Raw genomic sequence first — 20304 nt, forward strand, 5'->3', positions numbered from 1 at the left:
GGTGCCGAGCGCGCCTGCGTCTGCGAGCGCGCCGGGAAACGATGTGGAGAAGGAGGCAGTATCGATGAAGGACAATCTGATCGGCCAAGAGTACGGACCGCTGCAAGGGGTGCGCGTGATGCTGACGGGCGTCGCGTTTGCGGGCCCCTTCGCCGCTCGTTGGCTGGGTGACATGGGCGCTGAGATCATCAAGATCGAGATACCGGGGGCGGGGGATACCTCGCGCATCGGGCGTCGGGTGGGAGAAGCCGGCGTCGTGCCGAAATGGATCAGCCTCGGGCGCAACATGAACAGCTTCGAATTCAACATGAACTTCGACAAGGCCCCGGATTCCAAGCAGGTATTCGAAGACCTGGTGAAGCAGTGCGATATCTGGATCAACAGCGTGCCGAACATCGGCAAGCACGGTGCCACCGACGAGCTTGCGTTCGCGGCCAACCCGAAGCTGGTCATCGTGCATGTGACGGGATACGGGCTTCCCGAGAACGGGGGAGACGAGCGGTTGCTGGGCCGTCCGAGCGTCGATCCGGTGGCGCAGGCGTTCAGCGGGCTCGCGGCCATGCAGGGCATGCCCGACGGCCCCTTCCTCACGGCGAACCCCATTCTTGCCGACATCGTCACCGCCCATCAAGCGGCGTGCGGGGCGCTGGCTGCGTACATCAGCGCGCAGCATACGGGCAAGGGCCAGGTGGTCGACTCGTCGTTGTACGAAAGCGCCGCGTACCTCATGAGCTATCACTGGTGCTCTCAGCTGAACGGCGAGGGCCTGTACCATCGCTCCGGTCCGCTCAATCAGCTGTGGCGTCCCTTCGGGTACTACGAATGCAGGGATGGCGAATGGGTGGCCGTGGGTGTATGGGGCCTTGGCATCTGGCAAAAGTTCTGCGACCTCATGGGCGTGAGCGTCGAGGATTTCCCCTACATGGCGACGTGCGGTCAGGAAGATCCCGACAAGGTGGCGCAGATGGACGCTATCTGGCAGAAGTATCTCGATAGCCATACGGCGGTGGAGGTTGAAGCGGCGTTCATGGCGGCCGGCATGCCCACCTCGAAGCTCAACAACGCCGAGGACGCTTACCGGCATCCCCATTGGCAGGCGCGCGGCGATTTCATCAAGATCAAGGATGTCACCTCGGGCGACGAGTTCGTGGACATCGCCACGTCGCCCAAGTTCAACGGAACGCCGTGCACGGTGTACAAAGGGGCACCGCTTCTGGGCCAGGAAAGCGAGCGCGTTATGAAGGACATTCTCGGTTACGACGACGATCGCATCGAGGCGCTCAAGGAGAGCGGCTCGGTGGCCGCCTCGCTCATCACGAAGTAAACCAGTCATTGCGAGAAGGGAAACGACTATGGAGTTGACGGAAAACCAGGAGATGTACCTCAAAATACTCGATGAGTTCATCGAGCAGGAGATCGAGCCGCGCATCAAAGAACTCGACACGGTCGACGAGTATCCCGTATGGATGCAGCAGCGCGTGGCCGAACTCGGATTCACGCGATTGGTGGCCCCTGAAGAGCACGGCGGCCTTGGCGAGAACATGACCACGCTGCTGCTGCTCATCATGCGCGCCTGCCGCTACAACAATACGCTCGGGTCGCTCATCAACTGCTCGAACAACGCGAACAAGCTGTTGAGCTTTGCGAACGAGCAGCAGATCGAGACGTTCTTGCCACGCATTCTGGACGAGGGCCGCTTCATGGGCATGGCCTACACCGAGCCTTCGGGCGGTTCGGATTCGCGCGCCGTGCAGACCACCGCCGTGCTCGATGGAGACGAATGGGTCATCAACGGCACGAAGAGCTTCATCTCGTACCGCAGCGCCGTGGGCAGCTGGCAGGTGAGCGCCAAAACCGTGAACGAGGAGGGCGTCGAGGGCATCAGCGTGTTCCTCGTCGACGCCCAGGCGCCCGGCGTAAGCTACGGCGCGCACTACGACAAATTCGGTTGGTGCGGTTCCGACACGGGCGATGTGTACTTCAAGGATTGTCGCGTGCCCGCTTGGAGCGTATGCGGCGAGGTCAACAAAGGCCTGCATGTGTCGTTGTCCACGCTCGACGGAGCACGCCTCGTCATCGGTGCCCGCGCGGTGGGCTATGCCGAGGGCGCGTTCGAGAAGGCATGGGAGTACGCTTCGACGCGGGAGGCGTTCGGCCGCATGCTCACCGACTTCCAGGCGCTGCAGCATTACTTCGCCGACATGTACAGCGATATCGAGGTGAGCCGCGGTTACCTCATGCACCTCGCATCCGAGCTTGATGCCGGCCGTTCCGTTGGCAAAGGCGGCTCCATCGCGAAGCTCAAGTGCACCACGATGGCGCAGCAGGTGTGTCAACGCGCTATGGAGATATGCGGCGGTATGGGCTTGCTCAAGGATTTCGGGTTGTCGCGTTACTACGAGGACGCATGCGTGCTCATCACGGGCGAGGGAACCAGCGAGATACAGAAGAACATCATCTTCAAATCCATCAAGAAGGATCGTCGATAAGCCATCGAGGATAAGGGGTATGCAATGGAATTCTCAGTGAAGAAGATCGCGTTTCTCGTCGTTGCGATCGTGGCGGGGGTGGGGCTCGCGCTCGTTCCTCCGCCGGGAGGGCTTGAAGCGTCGAGCATGCAGGTGCTCGGTATCCTGCTGGGTGCCGTCATCCTTTGGGCGGGCGGGGTGCTGCCCGAGGCGGCCACGGCCATCCTCATGAGCATGCTGTTCATCGTGGTGGCGAAAGTGCCTATCGACACCTCGCTGTCGGCTTTTTCGGGTTCGACGTTCTGGCTGCTCGTTGCCGCGTTCGGCCTGGGGGCGGCCATCAAGGAGTGCGGTCTGCTCGAGCGCATCTCCATCCTGCTGTTGAGGCTGTTCCCGAAAAGCTACAAGGGGCAAGTGTTGGGGCTTTCCGCAGTGACCACCATCACGGCCCCCATCATTCCCAGCAAGGCCGCCAAATGCTCCATCCTCTCGCCGCTTACACGCGGCATCAGCGAGGCCATGGGCTACAAGAACGAAGGCAAGGAGGCAACCGGCCTGTTCCTGTCGTACTACGCGGCGACCTGCTTTTCCCCTGCCATGTTCATCACCGCGTCGGTGACCACGGCGGCGCTCGTGGGCATGTACTCGCCCGAGATCCAAGAGCAGTACACGATGGTCACCTGGGCGCTGTGCGCCGCACCGTGGCTCATCCTCATGTTCGTCGGCAACTATCTCTTCATCAGCCGCCGGTATCGTCCGGCTTCGGGAAACAAGCTTGACGTAAGCTTCCTCGACCAGCGCCTGAAGGAGTTGGGCGCGTGGACGAAGAAGGAGAAGATCATGGGCGTCGTCATGATCGTCACCATCCTTCTGTGGGTGTTCAAGAGCCAGCTGGGCGTTCCCGAGTACGCTGCCGCGCTGTTCGCGCTCGTCGCAGCGCTCGCGTTCGATATCTTGCCCATCAAGAAGTGGCGCTCGAACGTGGCTTGGGATTCGCTTATCTTCATCGGTTGCGCCGTCAGCTTGTCCACCGTGCTGCCCGCCGTCGGCGTCACCGATTGGCTTGTCGCGGCGGTCGGCCCGTATACGTCGATGTTCTTCAGCAACCCGTTCCTCATGATCGCGGGTCTTGCGGTGCTCACCATCGTGGTGCGCTTCCTCATCCTGTCGGAAATCGGGTACCTGTCGGTATTCACCGCGTTTTTGTTCCCGCTCGCCATTGCGGCAGGTGTGAACCCCTGGATCGTTGGTTTCATCATGAACGCCTTCGTAATCGTATGGTTCTTGCCCTATCAAAGCTCGGTGTACCTGACCGCCATCCACAGCGCTGGCGAAGGATGGGTTACGGAAGGGGCCACGACGAAGTACTGCTTCGTGTACTGCGCTATCGCGTTGGCGGCATCGTTCATCTCGTACTTCGCATGGCAGGCAATGGGTATCTGGACGATTTGAGAACGCGTGTCGTTTTGGGGAAATCGATGACGTATTAGCAGGGGAAGTGGAATGGATGTTTCAAGTCGACTATTTTCTGACGAGAAATGCGACCTGTTATCCCGATCGGCTTGCCGTCGCTACGGGGAAAGGCGCGCTCACGTGGAAGGAGCTCGATGGGCGCGCCACCTGGCTAGCTCAAGCGCTTGCGACGAAGGGGGTGCGCAAGGGGATGCGGGTAGCTGTGCTGTGGCACAATTCCATCGAATGGGCGCTGATTTGGTACGCCTGCCAACGGTTGGGGGCGGTTCCGATGCCCTTGAACACGCGCCTGCTTCCTGAGGAGATCGTGCGTCATGTAGAGTTGGCGATGTGCGAGGTGATGTTCTGCGCCGCCCGCTTCACGGCGGCGGCGCAGAGCGTGGCGGCGACGAGCGAGCTTGAGTTGCTGATCGTGGAAACGTCGCCTGCGACCGATTCGCTCGAAGCCGTGTCGTGGGACGACCTGCTTGCTTGCGGGTCGTCCGAGCGGCCCGACGTCGATGTGGAAGAGGACGATGAGTCCGTCGTCCTCTTCACGAGCGGCACGACGGGGGAGCCGAAGGGCGTGGTGCGCACGCAGCGTATGGTGCGCGATCACGCGCTCGTGCTGGCGATGGGCGATGGCGCATCGCGCGACGAAGTGATGGTGACGGCGTCTCCGCTGTATCACACGGCGGGATTGCTTTGCGTGCTCAAGATGGCGGCCCTTGCCGGCACGCTCGTGCTCGCAGAGCGGCTCGACCCGTCGGCGGTGCTCGACTTGATCGAGCGGTACCGGGCGACGCAAGTGATGTTGGTTCCTCCGGTGGTGTACGGTCGTCTGGCCGCTTTCGAACGATGGCGCTCTTACGACCTTTCAAGCGTGCGCCAGGTGCTCATATCGGCGGGCCGTTGCGATCTGAGTTATGCGCGCATCGCGTTCATGTTGTTTCCGAATGCGAGCTTGAGATTTTCGTGGGGTTCGACCGAGGCGTGCTCGTTGACGGGTGAGGCGGTGAGTCGTGAAGAGATCGAACGCGACCCCGAGCTGGTGTGCACCGTGGGCTCGGTGAATCCTTTGGTGGAGATTCGCCTGGTCGATGAGCAGGGATTCGACGTGTCGGATGGAAGCGTGGGCGAGGCGCTTGTGCGATCGTCCATGGTGTTCGGGGGGTATCTGGGGACGGGGGAGCTTGACGAACCGTTCGTCGATGGATGGCTTAAGACGGGCGACATGCTGAAACGTGATGCGCGTGGGTTCTACTACCTGGTCGACCGCAAGAAGGACATGATCAAAACCGGAGGGGAGAACGTGTACGCGCTCGAGGTGGAGCGGGTGCTGCTGCAGCACCCTTCCGTCGAAGACTGTGCCGTCGTCGGCGTGCGCGACGAGCGGTACGAGGAGGGCATCGCCGCCGCTTTCAAGCTTGTGCCGGGGGCGACGCTGACAGCCGACGACGTGGTGACGTTGTGCGAAGGTCGGTTGCCGGGATTCAAGAAGCCCCGCTATTGGGCCGTCGTCGACGAGCTTCCCGTCAACAGCGTGGGGAAGGTTCAAAAAGGAAAGCTGCGCGCGCAGGGCAGATCGCTGTTCTCGCCGCTGCATGGATAGAATGGAAAGGACTAGGGCATGGCAGATTTCGACGCGATCGTCGTGGGCTCGGGATGCGCAGGCTCGGTGGCGGCGCACGAGCTTGCGAAAGCGGGCAGAAGCGTGCTGGTGATCGAGCGCGGCGCCTTCGCCGGAGCCAAGAACATGACGGGCGGACGCCTCTACACGCACTCACTCGAACAGGTGTTTCCCGATTTTCGAGAAGAAGCTCCGCTCGAGCGTCGCATCGCGCATGAGCGTATCTCGATGATCACCGAAGACGCGAACTTCACGGTGGACTTCACGAGCCGAGCGATGGGTGCGAAAGGCCAGGAGTCGTATGCGGTGCTGCGCGCGCCGTTCGATCAATGGCTTGCCTCGAAAGCCGAAGAGGCCGGTGCTGAGTGCATCTGCGGCATCGCGGTGGAGTCGCTCATCAAGGACGACGTCGGCCGCGTATGCGGTGTGCAAGCAGGTGAAGACGAGATCACGGCGGATGTCGTGCTGCTTTGCGATGGCGTTAACTCGCTGTTGACCGCACAGGCGGTGGGTGCCGAGCGTCCGCCTGCAAGCGCCGTGGCCGTCGGCGTCAAGCAGGTAGTGGAAGTGCCCGAGCGCGTTATCACCGATCGCGCGCTGGGAGGATCCGACGACGAAGGTGCAGCGTGGCTGTTCAGCGGCTATTCCACGCATGGCTCGTTCGGAGGCGGCTTCGTGTACACGAACCGCGCATCGGTTTCGATCGGCGTGGTCGCAGGAATCGAGGCTACGATGGAGCGCGGTTCGGTGTCGGTGTGCCGGATGCTGGAGGATCTGAAAAGGCATCCTGCCGTGGCCCCCCTGATCAAGGACGGAAAGGTCGTAGAGCATTCGGGTCACATGGTTCCGGAGGGCGGTCTCGCCATCATGCCGAAACTCGTCGGCGACGGCGTGATGCTGGCAGGAGAGAGCGCCATGATGTGCGTGAACCTCGGCTATCAGGTGCGCGGCATGGACTACGCTATCGCGGCGGGCATGCACGCGGGGCGCGAAGCCGCCAAGGCGCTCGATCGCGGCGATACAAGCGCGCTCGCTCTTTCGGGGTACGAGGCGGCGCTTGAAGCCAGCTTCGTGTTGAAGGACTTGCGGCAATTCTCTCGAGTTCCTGCGTTCATGGAGGGATTCGACCGCATGTTCTCGGGGTATCCCGAAATGGTATGCGACCTCATGGATCAGCTGTTCATCGTGGATGGTGCGCCGGTCAAGCCTCTGAAGACGGGCTTGATGCCCATCGTGAAGCGGATCGGCATGATGAACCTGCTCAAGGATGCGAGAGGGGCGATGAAGGCCTTATGAGCGAAATCGAAATCACGGTGAACGTCGACGAGTATCTGGCGCTCAACAAGTACGAAGTCGATGAAGAGAACGCGCACATTGCGCTTGTCGACAATCCCTCCGATGCGGAATTCAGAAAACTCGTTTTGGTCTGCCCCGCAGCCCTCTACAAGGTGGACGAGTCGGGCGCTCAGTCCTTTGACTACGCCGGATGCCTCGAGTGCGGCACCTGCCGCATCGCATGTGGCGACACCATCGTCGAGAGGTGGCAGAATCCTCGGCCTACGATGGGCGTGGAGTACCGGTTCGGCTAGGCGTCATGAAGCAGTCCCAGCACATCACCCAAAAACTCGGTTTGTCGCAGCGCCACGTGCAGACGATGAACATGCTTGCCATGACGGCGACCGAGCTGGGCGCGTACCTCGATGAGGTTGCGCTCGAGAATCCGGTGATCGAGGTTGCGCGCCCCGCTGTCGAAGTGGGCGTGTTCGGCGGGGCGCGCTCGGGGGCGGGCGCGCTTGGCATCGACGAGGAGCTCGTCGATGCGGAGACGCCCGATAAGGAGGATTTCCTGCTCAGCCAAGTGAATACCGAAAGGCTCTCGTGCGAGGAGCTGAGCGCGCTGCGCTACCTGATCGGGATGATCGACGAGAACGGATTCTTGCCGCAATCTGCCGAACAGGCAGCGCGAGGCGTCGGGATCGATCGTCCGACGTTCGTCGATATGCTGAAGCTCCTCCATTCCCTCGAGCCTCACGGTATCGGTGCGCGCACGGTGCAGGAAAGCTTGCTGCTCCAACTGCGCGCGCTCTCGCACGATGCGTGGCTGGCGGAATCCATCGTCCGCGATCATGTGGCGCTTCTTGCGAAAAACAGGGTGTTCGAACTTGAACGGGCTTTTCCCGACGCGACGCGTGAGGAGGTGGTCGAAGCGCTGCGCCTCATTCGCGGGCTCGATCCGCGCCCGGGATCGATGTTCGTCGTTGAACGGACCCAGTACGTTCTCGCCGACGTGATCGTGGAAGAAACCGAAGCGGGGTTCGAGATCGGGTTGGGGCCGGCCGGGGGATACGACGTGCGTCTCGATGGGGCGTATAGGTTGACCGTGCGGGAGGGCGCCGATCGGGGCGCGGAAGCATGGGTGGAGGCAAAATACCGACAAGCGTACGGGCTGCGTGCGAGCTTGAAGCAGCGACGCGAGCTGATGCTGACCATTACCGAGTGCGTCGTGCGCAGGCAGAAAGCGTTCTTCTCGTTAGGAGCCCGTTACCTGGAGGGGCTGACCATGAGTCAGGTTGCCAAGGACTTGGAACTCAGCGTGTCCACCGTAAGCCGAGCGGTCAAAGGGTCGTACGTGCAATGCCGTTGGGGCGTTCTCCCGTTCAGATCGTTGTTCTCTCAATCGGCCATAGAGCGTCCTGCGGCAAGCGGCGATCCGCACATGATGCTGCGCGATATCGTGGCTGGCGAGCAGCGTTCCAAGCCGTTGAGCGATCAGAAGATCGTCGAAGAGTTCGCCCGCCGCGGCGTCGATCTTTCTCGGAGGACCGTCGCGCGCTATCGACAAGAGCTCGGCATCCCCCCTGCCTCCGAACGCCGGTATCGGTAGTTCCTAGTGTTGGCGGCGCTACGCTTCTGCGACGTCCATGATGGCCGAGCGTTCGTAGAGCGTCTTGACGTCGAAGCGTTCGCCGTCGGGCCACACGATGGCGTCCCTGACGCGGGACTCCAACGCATGTGCGAATCTCGGGGCGGAAGCGGTGACTCGGGGCTTTCGGTGACGGACTCCTCACAGCTATCCTTGCGGTAAGCGTGCGCCCCGTTTTGGCGCGGGGCGGCACGTGCCTTGCGAACGAACGTGTTCCGCGCCGAATCGCGATGTACGCGGCGTGCGAAGGGCGCGGCGAGCGATGCGCGTATCAGCAGCGACGCTCTGCGCCCGGAAAGGGCGGACAAGACGTTTGCTCGCCGCCGATGCGAGTTCATCCTGCTGCTTATGCAATTGCGCGGGCCCGCTCTTTCAGTATAGCGAGCTGGTCTTACGTTTCCATGGCGCAGATCCAGCAGGGATTCTTCTCGATCCAACGCGGTTCCCACGCGGAACGCACGCGCTTCCCATGCGCCGCGCTCGCGGTTCCCACGCGGATTGCACGCGCCTCGCCCGCGAATCCAACGCCGATCCAACGCCCCTCCCCTCGGAGCCGGGGGTGCGGAATGCGGAACGTGGGTGCCAGGTGGAGAATGCGAAAGCGAGGGCTCCATGCAGCCCTTGTAGTTTTTTCGCACATCGGTTCGCAGCAGCTATGGCGGCGCGCCCTTCTCCCTATAATGGGGGCACGCAAGAAGCATTCCTCGCAACCGAAAGGGAACCGAGTATATGGATATCGTTCTCATGATCATCTACGCCACGCTCATCCTGGGCTTCCTCGTGTTCATCCACGAGGGCGGGCACTACCTGGCCTCGCGCGCCTTCGGCGTGCGCGTGACCGAGTTCATGCTGGGGCTTCCGGGGCCCAGCATCGGCTTCACGAAGTGGGGCACGAAATTCGGCGTGACGCCCTTTTTGCTGGGCGGCTACGCGAAGGTGTGCGGCATGGAGCCGGGCGAGATGAGCCCGCACCTCGAGCCGGTGCTCGCCGCGCTCTACCGTCGCGGCACCGCGAACATGGAAGACATCGCCGCCGATTGCGGCATCACCGACGACGAGGCGTACGAGGCGCTCGACGAGCTCGTCGAATGGGGCAGCATCGCCGGCCCCACCAAGCAGGACAAGTACAACACGTACCGTGCTCCGGTGGTGAAGCCGACCAGGAAGCAGCTCGATGCGGGCATCCGCCCCTACGAGCTCGGCCAGGCGCGCCCGGTCGCCGACGCGCACGCGCTGTTCGAGAGCGAGTACAAGCAGCAGTACCGCAGCCTGCCGTTCTGGAAGCGCTCCGTCATCCTCGTGGCCGGCGTGGCCGTGAACCTGCTGTTCGCCGTGTTGCTGTTCGTGGTGCTGTTCTCCCTCATCGGCGTGGACGTGCAATTGACGTCGGGCGAGATCCGGCACATCAACCTCAACCCGCTCGAAGCCGTGCAGATGGGCTTCATGTACATCGGCATGGTGGTGCAGCTTATCGCAGGCCTGTTCAACCCGTCGACGGCGGGCGAAGTCGTGCAGAACTCGACGTCGGTCATCGGCATCGCCGCGATGTCGAAGCAGGCGGTGGACATGGGGTTGGCCAGCGCCATCTCGTTCGTGGCCTCCATCTCGGTGTCGCTCGGCATCATGAACCTGCTGCCCATCCCGCCCCTCGACGGCGGTCGCTTCGTCATCGAGGTGTTCCAGAAGGTGTCGCGCAAGGTCGTGTCCATGAAAGCGCTCAACTACCTGAGCGCCGCCGGCATGATCCTGTTCATCGGCTTCTTCCTCGTCATGGCCAACCAGGATATCCAGCGCATCATCTCGGGGGCGGGATTCGGCGGCTAGGTCGCCTCATCCGCGGAAACCCGGTGCAGATGCGCCCGAAAGCTTCCATTACGGGTTAGAATATCCTCCATGCGCGCAAGCGCTGGCAACCACGACCCTGAAACGGAGGCCCTTGTGGCAACGCATGCCAAACCGAATGAGGCTACCCGCCGCGTGATGGTGGGCTCCGTACCGCTCGGCGGCGGCGCGCCCGTCGTCGTGCAGTCCATGCTGAACGCGCCGGCCAACGACGTCGACGCCAACCTCGCGCAGATCGAGGCGCTCGCGAACGCGGGCTGCGAGATCGTGCGCATGGCCATCCCGCACCACGCGAACCTCGACGCGTTCGAGGCCGTGTGCAAGCGATCGCCCCTGCCGGTGGTCGCCGACATCCACTTCGACTCGGGGATAGCCATCGAGGCGGCCCGTCGCGGCGCGGCCAAGCTGCGCATCAACCCCGGCAACATCGGGGGGCTCGCCAAAACCGACGCCGTGCTCGACGCGGCGGGGGAGGCGGGCATTCCCATCCGCATCGGGGTGAACGCGGGCTCGCTCGACAACAAGCTGGCGGCGCGCGACGACCTCACGCTGCCCGAGAAGCTGGCGCGCTCGGCCGCCGATTACGTGCGCTACTGCGAGGGCCGCGGCTTCCACGACCTCGTGGTCAGCGCGAAGGCCCACGACGTCATGACCACGGTGCGCACGTACCGCCTGCTCAGCGAGGAGCTGCCGCAGGTACCGCTGCATATCGGCGTCACCGAGGCCGGCACGACGTTCCAGGGCGTCATCAAAAGCGCCAGCGGCCTGGGCATCTTGCTGGAAGAGGGCATCGGCGACACGCTGCGCATCTCGCTCACGGACGATCCCGTGCAGGAGGTTCGTGCATGCTGGACGCTGCTTGCGGCGCTCGACCTGCGCCGACGCAACGCCGAGCTCATCAGCTGCCCCACGTGCGGGCGCTGCCAGGTGGATCTCATCGGGCTCGCGCGCGAGGTGGAAGGGCGCATCGCGCACCTGGACAAGCCGCTCAAGGTGGCCGTCATGGGCTGCGTGGTGAACGGTCCGGGCGAGGCCGCCGACGCCGATATCGGCGTGGCGTGCGGTTTGGGGTCGGGCGTGGTGTTTTCACACGGGAACGTCGTCCGCAAGGTGGAGGAGAATGCCATCGTGGACGCTTTGATGGAGGAGATAGGAAAGCTATGACGAACGCGAATATCATGCGCATGAGCCAGGTCTACGCGCCCACGCTCAAGGAAGATCCCGCCGATGCGGAAATCGCCAGCCACAAGCTGCTGCTGCGCGCCGGTTTCATCCGCAAGACGGCTTCGGGCGTGTACACGTTCCTGCCCCTGGGCAAGCGCGTGCTGGCCAAGGTGGAGAACATCGTGCGCGAGGAGATGGACGGCATCGGCGCGCAGGAGATCATGATGCCGGCGCTGCAGCCCGGCGAGCTGTGGCACGAGAGCGGCCGCTGGGATGACTACGGCCCCGAGCTCATGCGCCTCGTCGATCGCCACGACCGTGAATTCTGCCTCGGGCCCACCCACGAGGAGCTCATCACCTCGCTCGTGCGCAACGAGCTGCGCTCCTACAAGGAGCTGCCGCTGTCGCTCTACCAGATCCAGGTGAAGTTCCGCGACGAGATCCGCCCGCGCTTCGGCCTGCTGCGCAGCCGCGAGTTCATCATGAAGGACGCCTACAGCTTCCATGCCGACCAGGAGTCGCTGCAGAAGACCTACGACGACATGAGCGAGGCGTACGGCCGCATCTGCGACCGCATGGGCATGGACTACCGTCCCGTCGAGGCCGACCCCGGCCAAATCGGCGGCAGCGTGACCTGCGAGTTCATGGCGCTCGCCGATGCGGGCGAGGCCGAGCTCGTGCACTGCACGTGCGGATACGCCGCCAACACCGAGGCCGGCGACTGCCTGGCGCGCCCCACCGTGTACGACGTGCCGCAGATGGAGAAGATCGCCACGCCCGACGTGCACACCATCGCCGAGCTGGCCGCGTTCCTCGACATCCCCGAATCGTCCACGGTGAAGGCCCTGTCCGGCAAGAACGACGAGGGCAAGCTCGTCGTCATGTTCGTGCCGGGCGACCACGAGCTCAACGAGCTGAAGGCCGCGCGCGTGGCCGGCGGCTTCACGCTGCTCACCGACGAGGACATGGAGGCCTTCGGCCTGCACAAGGGCTCGATGGGCCCCGTGGGCCTGCCCGAATCCGCCTACGTCATCGCCGCGCGCAGCCTGCAGGCCGTGCCGAAGTGGGTCGTGGGCGCCAACGAGGACGGCTACCACTACGTGGGCGCCAAGCTGGGCGAGGACTTCCAGGTGGACGAATGGGCCGACCTCTGCATCGTGCAGCCGGGCGACAGCTGCCCGTCCTGCGGGCTGCCGCTCGAGGGCGCGCGCGGCATCGAGGTGTCGCAGGTGTTCCAGCTGGGCGACAAGTACTCGAAGGCGATGGGCGCCACGTTCATGGCGGAAGACGGCTCCGAGCAGCCGTTCCTCATGGGCTGCTACGGCGTGGGCGTCTCGCGCACCATGGCCGCCATCGTCGAGCAGCACAACGACGAGAACGGCATCATGTGGCCGCTCACGGTTGCGCCGGCGCACGTGTGCGTCATCCCGCTGACGGTGGGCGACGACGAGGTGCAGCCCGCGGCCGAGAAGCTGGCGAACGATCTGGCGAAGCTGGGCCTCGAGGTGGTCATCGACGACCGCAAGGAGCGTGCCGGCGTGAAGTTCGCCGACGCCGACCTCATCGGCTGGCCGTTGCAGGTCATCGTGGGCAAGCGCGGCTTGGCCGAGCAGAAGGTGGAGATCAAGCGCCGCAGCACGGGCGCCCGCCGCGACATCCCGCTGGCGGCCCTCACCGACGCGCTCGCGTTCTCCCAGCGCAACGCCAAAGTCTGGGGCTCCGAACTGTCCCTGTTCGGCGGGTTGTTCGAGTAGTCCGCTTTTTATGGCGCGGGGAGGGGCTTTCGGTTCGTTGAGCGCTGCCGCGCCGATTCGTGCTGGAAACGGCATGCGATCGGCGCGGCGGGAGACGTTCGACAATGCGCGCACCCTCCGCGCCACGGGGATGAGGCACGATTCACCAGGGAAGGACCTATGACTACGCGCACCATGCAAGCCGTCCTGTTCGATCTCGACGGGACGTTGCTCGACACGCACGACCTGCTGCTCACCACGTTCCGCTACACGGCTCTCACCGTGCTGCGCGAGTCCGTTCCCGACGAGCGCCTCATGGCGAAGGTGGGCCAGCCGCTCAACACGCAGATGTGGGACTTCACGGACGATCCGGCCGTGCACGACGAGCTGTGCCGCGTGTACCGGGAGTACAACGCCGCGGTGCATGACGACCTCATCAGGCTGTTCGACGGCACCGTGCCCATGCTCGAGCGGCTCAAGGAGGCCGGCTACCCGCTGGCCGTGGTCACGTCGAAGCGCCACGAGGTGGCCATGCGCGGGCTCGACCGCTTCGAGCTGGCCGGCTACTTCGACTTCCTCATCGGCTCCGACGACTGGACGGAGCACAAGCCGCACCCCGGCCCCGTGGCGCACGGCTGCGAGCGGCTGGGCCTCGCGCCCGAGACATGCCTGTACGTGGGCGACAGCCCGTTCGACATGCAGGCGGGCAACGGTGCGGGCTGCGCCACCGCCGCGGCGCTATGGGGCATGTTCCCCCAGGTCGTGCTCGAGGCCGAGCGCCCCACCTACGTGTGCGCCGACGGCATCGAAATCCCCCCGCTGCTCGGCTGCTAGCGCATCCCCGGTCCTGGTACGCCCCCCCCCTCAGCGGGCGTACGCGTCGGCGATCCAGGCCTGCGTCACGTCGAGGAACGCGCGCGTGGCCGTCGAGGCCGTTTCCAGCGAGCGCAACGCGATGGCGATCTCGCGGCTCGTCTCCACCTCGGGCTGCTTGACGGCCAGGGGAAACGGTGCGTCGCGCAGGATGAGGTCCGCCAGCACGCTGAAACCCAGCCCCGCGCTCACCATGCTCATCACCGCGTAGTCGCTGTCGATGGTGAAGCGCACGTTGGGCTCCACGTCGTTCGCGCGGAACAGCGTCTCCATCTCCGACGACGTCCCGCTCTTCAGGCGGATGTACGGCTCCTCCGCCAGCGCCTCGCGCGGCACGAACGGCGCGTCGGCCAGCGGGTGGTCGGGCGGCAGCACCACGAGCAGCGGGTCCTTGCGCAAGGGCACGGCGTGCAGGTCGTGCTTGATGGGATAGACGAAGAACCCGCAGTCGGCGTCGCCGCGCCACACGGCCTCCTCCAGCTCGTCCTCGTCGTCGACGCAGATCAGCTGCAAGTCGATGCCGGGATGCTGCGCGAGGAAGCGCTTCGCGATGCCGGGGAACCACTGGATGGCCGTGCTCGTGAACGCCGCCACGCGCACGATGCCGCTCTCGAGGTGCTTGAGCTCGGCAAGGCGCATCTCCAGCTGCCGCTCGCTGTTGCACACGTTCTGCATCCAGGGCAGCAGGTCGGAGCCCTCCGCGGTGAGGTGCGCGCCGCCGTAGTCGCGCACGAACAGCGGCACGTCCAGCTCGCGTTCGAGCGTGCTCACGAGGTAGCTGATGCCGGCTTGCGTGTATCCCAGGTCGTGCGCGGCCTGCTTGAAGCTGCCCGTCTCGGCCACCTTCAGAACCGCTTCGTATTTCTGGTTGCTCATGCGCCTATCCTTCACCGCTCACGGAATCTTCACAATCGGGGCTCATACCTTGCACTATACGGAGTGCGACATGGGTAAACAAGGTTTTCTTGAAATATTAAAAAGAAAATCTCATTTTACTTTTACCAGGCGAAACCATACCATAGTCCGGCAACCCAAGAACATCGTTCGAGAAGCCCCGCAAGGGCGGGGCTTGGAAGCCTTGCGCTGCCTTGCGCCGTGCAAGCTGTGAACCGGAAGGAGGCACCCCATGGAAACCCGTAGCAAGCGTTGGCCCTATGTCGCGTGCGTCGTGCTGCAAACCGTCATCTTCGGCTCGGGCAACGCCATCACGAAGATGGCGTACGAGAGCATCACGCCCATGTGGTGCCTCGCCATCAGGTTCGGCCTGGCCACGCTCGTGTTCGCGCTCTTCTTCGGTCCGCGCATCGTGCGCCAGCTGCGCGGCGCGCGCCTCGGCGCCTGGCTGCCCGCGGCGCTGTGCATGGCGCTCGCGTACCTCACCTGCAACGTGGCGCTCGACCTCACCACGGCCACCAACGTGGGCTTCCTCGTGGCGCTGCCCGTGGTGTTCGCGCCGCTGCTCTCCTCGGTGGTGAATCGCCGCCGCTACCCGCTGGCCTTCCTGCCGTTTCAGGCGGCGGTCGTGGTCGGGCTCTACCTGCTGTGCAGCAACGGGGGAGCGCCGTCGTTCGGCTTGGGCGAGATCCTCGCGCTGCTGTCCTCCGTGGCGCTGGCCGGCGCGCTCGTGTTCGGCGAACGGGGCCTCGAGCAGCTCGATGCCGTCACCGTGGCCGGCACGCAGATCGCCGCGTCGTTCGTCGTGGCCCTCGCGTGCGCGCTGGCCTTCGAGCCGACCGTGAACGTGCTGGCCGTGCAGCCCATGGCGTGGGGCACCATCGCCTTCCTCGCGCTGCTCAGCACCTGCCTCACGTTCATGCTGCAGAACGTGTCGCTGACGAAGCTGCCGTCGTCCACCGTGTCGCTGCTGCTCACGGGCGAGCCGGTGTTCACCGCGGCGTTCTCGTTCGCGTTGCTGGGCGAGGTGCTGTCCACGGCGGGCCTCGTGGGCGCCGCGCTCATCGTGGCCAGCGTCGTGGCCGCCACGTGGGTGGAGGGCCGCCAGGCCGCGCCCGCCGCGTCGCCGGCGCTGCAGGCCGAGCAGGGGCTCGCGTTCGAGGAAGGATGGTTCGAAGGTGCGGAGTTCGGCGCTTCCGCTCCCCTGGCCGGGGTGGAGCTGCCTCACCTCGTGCCTCCCGAACGTCGCTCCTTCGCCTCCGAGCGCGCGGCGTAGCTACCTTCCCGCGGCCGGGTCGCCCCCCGGCCATCCCTTTTCGCGCGTCAAGCGGCGAGCGGCTCATGCCCGCTCGCCGCTTCGTTTCTGCCGTCCATGCGCGGCGGCTCGGCGAAAACGTCCTTTCGTCTGGTCACGTTGCCCCGATTGGTGGTTGTTCGCCGGCGCGCAGGGTATCTTTCTCTATAGTACAAGGGTAGCAACGCCTTGACTGCTTGTCGCTATATGGGAGGAGCGTGCATGTCCGATGGCATCGAAACCCTTGTCCAACGATGAAGCGAAGGATCTGATGAAGCAGCTCGGCATGGCCGAGTCTTCCGCGCGTTCCGAGGAGCGCACCCCGAGGAAGGGGAGCGCGTCGGGCGATTCGAGCGTCGCCCAGCTGCTGAGCGAGCTCTATCGCTCCGACATCGGCCGCAGGCCGCCGCGCGTGACGCGCGGCTGACGATCCCGACCGACGACCGTCGCCCCATCGGGGGCGGCGGGGCAGGCGGAAAGCGGAGAAGCGGCAACCTTCCCTTGACGACTCCGCGCTCACCCGTTGCGAGCATTGCCCTTTTCGCCGATTTGGTGCATCATGATTGCAGAGGCTGTCCGCGAGCGGACGGCAGATCGCCAAGCATAGGAGGCTCTCATGGCTAACCTCAGCGACGGATTCAAAGACATCTTCCTGGCCGGCATCGGCGCGATGGCCATCACCGGCGAAAAGACCAAGGATCTGGTGGACCAGCTCATCTCCAAGGGCGAGCTCACGGTGGACCAGGGCAAGCAGATCAACACCGAACTCAAGCACAAGGCCGAGGACATGGCCGCATCGGTGCGCTACGACGTGCTCGAGGCGCGCATGGCCGCCATGACGCCCGAGGAGCGCGCGGCGTTCGCCGCCAAGGCCGCCGAGATCGCCGAGAAGGCGAACGCGAAACCGGCTCCCGAGGCCGAGGTGGGCGACGCGTCCGCCGTGGCCGTGGACGACGAGGCGGCTGCGGCTGCCGAGCCGCAGACGCCGGGCGTCTAGCGCGCGGCTGCGAGCTGCCCGTCCATGCCTGAGAACACGCTGCTGCGCTACTTCTTCAGTTCCGGATCGGAGGTCGATCCCGAGGATCGGTTCCACCTGAACCGCAAGACGCGCACGCGGCGCCTCAAGGAAATATCCGATATCCTGCGGAAGCACCACTTCCTCAAGGGCTTCTCGCCCGAGGAGTTCCGCGCCATGCTGGAGGATTTGGGCCCCAGCTTCGTGAAGATCGGCCAAACGCTGTCCACGCGCTCGGAGATCCTGCCGAAAGCGTACTGCGACGAGCTGGCGAAGCTGCAGATGGAGTGCGACCCGCTGCCCTTCGAAGCCATCCTCGCGGCCCTCGACGATATCTACGGCGATGCGCAGGGCGACGTGTTCGACGCCATCGACCCCACGCCGCTCGGCAGCGCATCGCTGGCGCAGGTGCACAAGGCGCGCCTCGTCAGCGGCGAGATCGTGGCCGTGAAGATCCAGCGTCCCGGCGTGAAGGCCACCATGGCCCAGGATATCGACATCATGCGCATGGTGGCGCGCCACGCCGCGCGCTTCATGAAGGACGAGCAGATGCTCGACCTGCGCGACGTGGTGGAAGAGCTGTGGGCGACGTTCTTGGAGGAGACGGACTTCCAGCGCGAGGCCGCCAACCTCGAGGAGTTCGCGCGCCTCAACGCCAACGTTGCCTTCATCGACTGTCCGAAGGTGTACACCGAGCTGTGCGGCGAGTACGTGCTGGTGATGGAGTACATCGACGGCATCCCCATCCTCGCGGTCGATCGCCTGCGCGAATCCGGCTACGACCTCGGGGAGATCGGCGAGAAGATCCTCGACAACTACGCCTCGCAGATCCTCGATCACGGCTTCTTCCACGCCGACCCGCATCCGGGCAACCTCCTCATCCGCAACGGCAAGATCGTCTACATCGACCTCGGCATCATGGGCCGCCTGTCCCCGCGCGACCGCGCCGGGTTCGGCAACATCATCGAGGCGGTGGGGATGGAAAGCTCGTCCGAGCTCAAGGACGCGCTCATGTCCTTCGCCATCGCGAAGGACAACTCGGCCATCGACCACACGCGCTTCCTGGCCGATCTCGACCTGCTGCTCAGCGACTACGGATCGTGCGACGTGGCCGACATCGACATCGGCTCGTTCCTCAACGACATCCTCATGCTCACGCGCTCGTGCAAGGTGACGCTGCCGTCGTCCATCACGAGCGTTTCGCGCGGCATCGTCACGCTCGAGGGCACCATCGCGCCGTTTATCCCGAACCAGAACGTCGTGTCCATCATCAACGCGCACATCCAACGGTCGAAGAACCAGGGCGACGAGCTCGTGCAAGCCATGCAGGACCTCGCGCTCGCGTTGCGCTCGTCGTCGCGCGGCGCGCTCGACGCGGCGCAGTACTCCGGCGAGACGCTCAAGATGCTCACGCGCGGGCAGCTCAAGATGAACATGGAGGTGCTCGGCAGCGAGGCGCCGCTGTCGAAGCTGGCCAAGATCATCAACCGCCTGACCATCGGCATCATCATCGCGGGTCTGTTCATCGGGTCGAGCATGCTGTCGCTGTCGTCCATGGAGCCGCGCCTGCTGGGCGTGCCGGTGCTCGCGTTCTTCGGCTACCTCGGCGCCGCGGTGCTGTCGGTATGGGTGGTCTTCGATATCAGCAAGCGCAAACTGTAGTGCTGAAACGCTGCGATTTCCCCAGTTCAGGCGTTCCGCAACCAATAATTGCGGAAAATTCCAACTGAAATAGGTCGCGCTCGTTTCCTCGCAACCGTAGTCTTTTGGGTACGCTACTATGGATGAAACGAGAAAGGCAGCACACCATGAACGTAGAGATCGCGCAACGCCTGGCCGACCGCCGCAAGCAGGCGGGGCTTTCGCAGGAAGCGCTCGCCGAGCAGCTAGGCGTGTCGCGACAGGCCGTGTCGAAGTGGGAGCGCTCCGAGTCGTCTCCCGACACCGACAACCTCATCGCGCTGGCGCAGCTGTACGGCTTGTCGCTGGACGATCTGCTGTACGTCGACGACGAGATCCGCGACGACGTCACGTTCGAAGCGGCCGATCGCGCTGCCAAGCGCGAAGCCGAGCAGGCTGCCCCGGCGGCGTCCGCCGTGGCGGATCCGCCGCCCGCGCCCGCCGATGCGGCCGCGGCTGCGGGCGCGACGACCGAGGCCGAGGCGACGTACGGTCCCGGCGTCTCGTCGTCGGACAAGAAGGGCAAGGTGCACATCGGCCCCGGCGGCATCCACGTGGTGGACGGCGACGAGTACGTGCACGTGTCGTGGCGCGACGGCGTGCACGTGAGGGACGGCAAGAAGGGCGAGGAAGTGCACGTGGGCTGGGACGGCGTGCACGTGAAGAGCCCCGGCAACGGCGCGGGCGACGACGACGTGCTCGTCGACGGCGCCAAGGTGGTCATCAACGGCGAGCAGTTCGACAGCTGGCAGGACGCCCACGAGCGGTACCGCCACGGGTGGGATCAGGACGAGCGCTGGTACGAGCCGTGCGCCTACAGCGTGCAGGGCGAGCGCTTCGACAACCTCGACGACGCCCGCGCGAAGTACGGCGACGAGGTGGGGAAGTCCATCCCCGTGCGCAAGCACTACCTGCGCGACTTCGAGAAGTCGTGGGTGAAGTTTCCGTACCCGCTCGTGGTGATCATCGTCTACCTGCTGCTGGGCATCCTCAACGGCGCCTGGGCCATGGGGCTGTTCCTGTTCCTCACCATCCCGCTCTATTATATGGTAGGGCACGCCATCGGCCGCAAGCGCATCGTGCCGCTGATCTCGGGCGCGTACCCCATCGCCGTGGTGGCCTGGTTCTGCTGGATGGCGTTCGTGCTGAACCAGCCGCATCCCGCCTGGGTGGCCTTCCTCACCATCCCCGTGGTGGAATGGCTCGTGCATAGCCTGTCCCACTGGTGGCGCGACCGCAAGCGTCGCAACGCCGCCGCAAAAGACGCCCCCATCGACGTCGACGCGCAATAAAGAACCGGGCCGCAAGATGCGGCCCGGTTTTCGTTCATGCTCTT

Annotated in this window: 17 protein-coding genes; 16 read left to right on the plus strand and 1 reads right to left on the minus strand. The window is 64.5% G+C overall.

All coding sequences use genetic code 11. The features are described from left to right. The first annotated feature begins 64 nt into the window (after positions 1 to 64). From H8S61_RS16575 to H8S61_RS16625, 11 genes are all read left to right on the plus strand, one after another. A complete protein-coding gene (locus H8S61_RS16575) occupies positions 65 to 1324 on the plus strand; it encodes a CaiB/BaiF CoA transferase family protein (protein WP_160941133.1) in 1260 nt (419 codons plus the stop codon). Between the two features lie 28 nt (positions 1325 to 1352). Further along, positions 1353 to 2489 carry an acyl-CoA dehydrogenase family protein gene (locus H8S61_RS16580; RefSeq protein WP_154333174.1) on the plus strand — a complete coding sequence of 379 codons (1137 nt, stop codon included), beginning with the start codon at positions 1353 to 1355 and terminating at the stop codon, positions 2487 to 2489. A gap of 24 nt (positions 2490 to 2513) precedes the next feature. Then, entirely contained in the window at positions 2514 to 3920 is a 1407-nt protein-coding gene (locus H8S61_RS16585; protein WP_160941132.1) for an SLC13 family permease, read from the plus strand. Positions 3921 to 3975: 55 nt separating this feature from the next. Next, positions 3976 to 5532 (plus strand): class I adenylate-forming enzyme family protein, encoded by a 1557-nt coding sequence (locus tag H8S61_RS16590; protein WP_186939774.1) that lies wholly within the window; start codon positions 3976 to 3978, stop codon positions 5530 to 5532. 18 nt (positions 5533 to 5550) lie between these two features. Beyond that, entirely contained in the window at positions 5551 to 6846 is a 1296-nt protein-coding gene (locus H8S61_RS16595) for an FAD-dependent oxidoreductase (RefSeq protein ID WP_186939775.1), read from the plus strand. Next, entirely contained in the window at positions 6843 to 7139 is a 297-nt protein-coding gene (locus H8S61_RS16600) for a ferredoxin family protein (RefSeq protein ID WP_160941128.1), read from the plus strand. The genes H8S61_RS16595 and H8S61_RS16600 overlap by 4 nt, the downstream gene beginning before the upstream one ends. Before the next feature lie 5 nt (positions 7140 to 7144). After that, complete coding sequence (gene rpoN, locus H8S61_RS16605; protein ID WP_186939776.1) at positions 7145 to 8434, plus strand: RNA polymerase factor sigma-54; 1290 nt, start codon at positions 7145 to 7147, stop codon at positions 8432 to 8434. A gap of 768 nt (positions 8435 to 9202) precedes the next feature. Next, positions 9203 to 10297: a site-2 protease family protein gene (locus H8S61_RS16610; RefSeq protein WP_160941122.1), complete on the plus strand. Its 1095-nt coding sequence runs from the start codon at positions 9203 to 9205 to the stop codon at positions 10295 to 10297. A gap of 69 nt (positions 10298 to 10366) precedes the next feature. Then, positions 10367 to 11479: a flavodoxin-dependent (E)-4-hydroxy-3-methylbut-2-enyl-diphosphate synthase gene (ispG, locus tag H8S61_RS16615; RefSeq protein ID WP_160941121.1), complete on the plus strand. Its 1113-nt coding sequence runs from the start codon at positions 10367 to 10369 to the stop codon at positions 11477 to 11479. After that, the gene (locus H8S61_RS16620; protein ID WP_154333182.1) at positions 11476 to 13233 is read left to right on the plus strand and encodes a proline--tRNA ligase; all 1758 of its coding nucleotides are present in this window, start codon (positions 11476 to 11478) and stop codon (positions 13231 to 13233) included. Before ispG ends, H8S61_RS16620 begins: the two co-directional genes overlap by 4 nt. 159 nt (positions 13234 to 13392) lie before the next feature. Next, the gene (locus H8S61_RS16625; RefSeq protein WP_186939777.1) at positions 13393 to 14046 is read left to right on the plus strand and encodes an HAD family hydrolase; all 654 of its coding nucleotides are present in this window, start codon (positions 13393 to 13395) and stop codon (positions 14044 to 14046) included. Positions 14047 to 14076: 30 nt separating this feature from the next. On the opposite strand, the gene H8S61_RS16630 is transcribed toward H8S61_RS16625, so the two are convergent. Then, on the minus strand, positions 14077 to 14961 hold the full coding sequence (locus tag H8S61_RS16630; protein WP_160941120.1) for a LysR family transcriptional regulator: 885 nt from the start codon (positions 14959 to 14961) through the stop codon (positions 14077 to 14079). Between the two features lie 250 nt (positions 14962 to 15211). Here H8S61_RS16630 and H8S61_RS16635 point away from each other — a divergent pair, with 250 nt between their 5' ends. The 5 genes from H8S61_RS16635 (at position 15212) to H8S61_RS16655 (ending at position 20260) form a co-directional block, all read left to right on the plus strand. Further along, positions 15212 to 16255, plus strand: a complete 1044-nt coding sequence (locus H8S61_RS16635; protein WP_160941119.1) for a DMT family transporter — start codon at positions 15212 to 15214, stop codon at positions 16253 to 16255. Positions 16256 to 16502: 247 nt separating this feature from the next. Next, positions 16503 to 16700 (plus strand): hypothetical protein, encoded by a 198-nt coding sequence (locus H8S61_RS16640; protein WP_154333186.1) that lies wholly within the window; start codon positions 16503 to 16505, stop codon positions 16698 to 16700. A 189-nt stretch (positions 16701 to 16889) separates the two neighbouring features. After that, positions 16890 to 17270 (plus strand): phasin family protein, encoded by a 381-nt coding sequence (locus tag H8S61_RS16645; protein WP_154333187.1) that lies wholly within the window; start codon positions 16890 to 16892, stop codon positions 17268 to 17270. A 24-nt stretch (positions 17271 to 17294) separates the two neighbouring features. Beyond that, positions 17295 to 18950 carry an ABC1 kinase family protein gene (locus tag H8S61_RS16650; RefSeq protein ID WP_160941118.1) on the plus strand — a complete coding sequence of 552 codons (1656 nt, stop codon included), beginning with the start codon at positions 17295 to 17297 and terminating at the stop codon, positions 18948 to 18950. 146 nt (positions 18951 to 19096) lie between these two features. Beyond that, positions 19097 to 20260 carry a helix-turn-helix domain-containing protein gene (locus H8S61_RS16655; protein WP_160941117.1) on the plus strand — a complete coding sequence of 388 codons (1164 nt, stop codon included), beginning with the start codon at positions 19097 to 19099 and terminating at the stop codon, positions 20258 to 20260. The last annotated feature ends 44 nt before the right edge of the window (positions 20261 to 20304 follow it).

It is taken from the genome of Eggerthella hominis (genome assembly GCF_014287365.1).
In the GTDB taxonomy this organism is placed as follows: domain Bacteria; phylum Actinomycetota; class Coriobacteriia; order Coriobacteriales; family Eggerthellaceae; genus Eggerthella; species Eggerthella guodeyinii.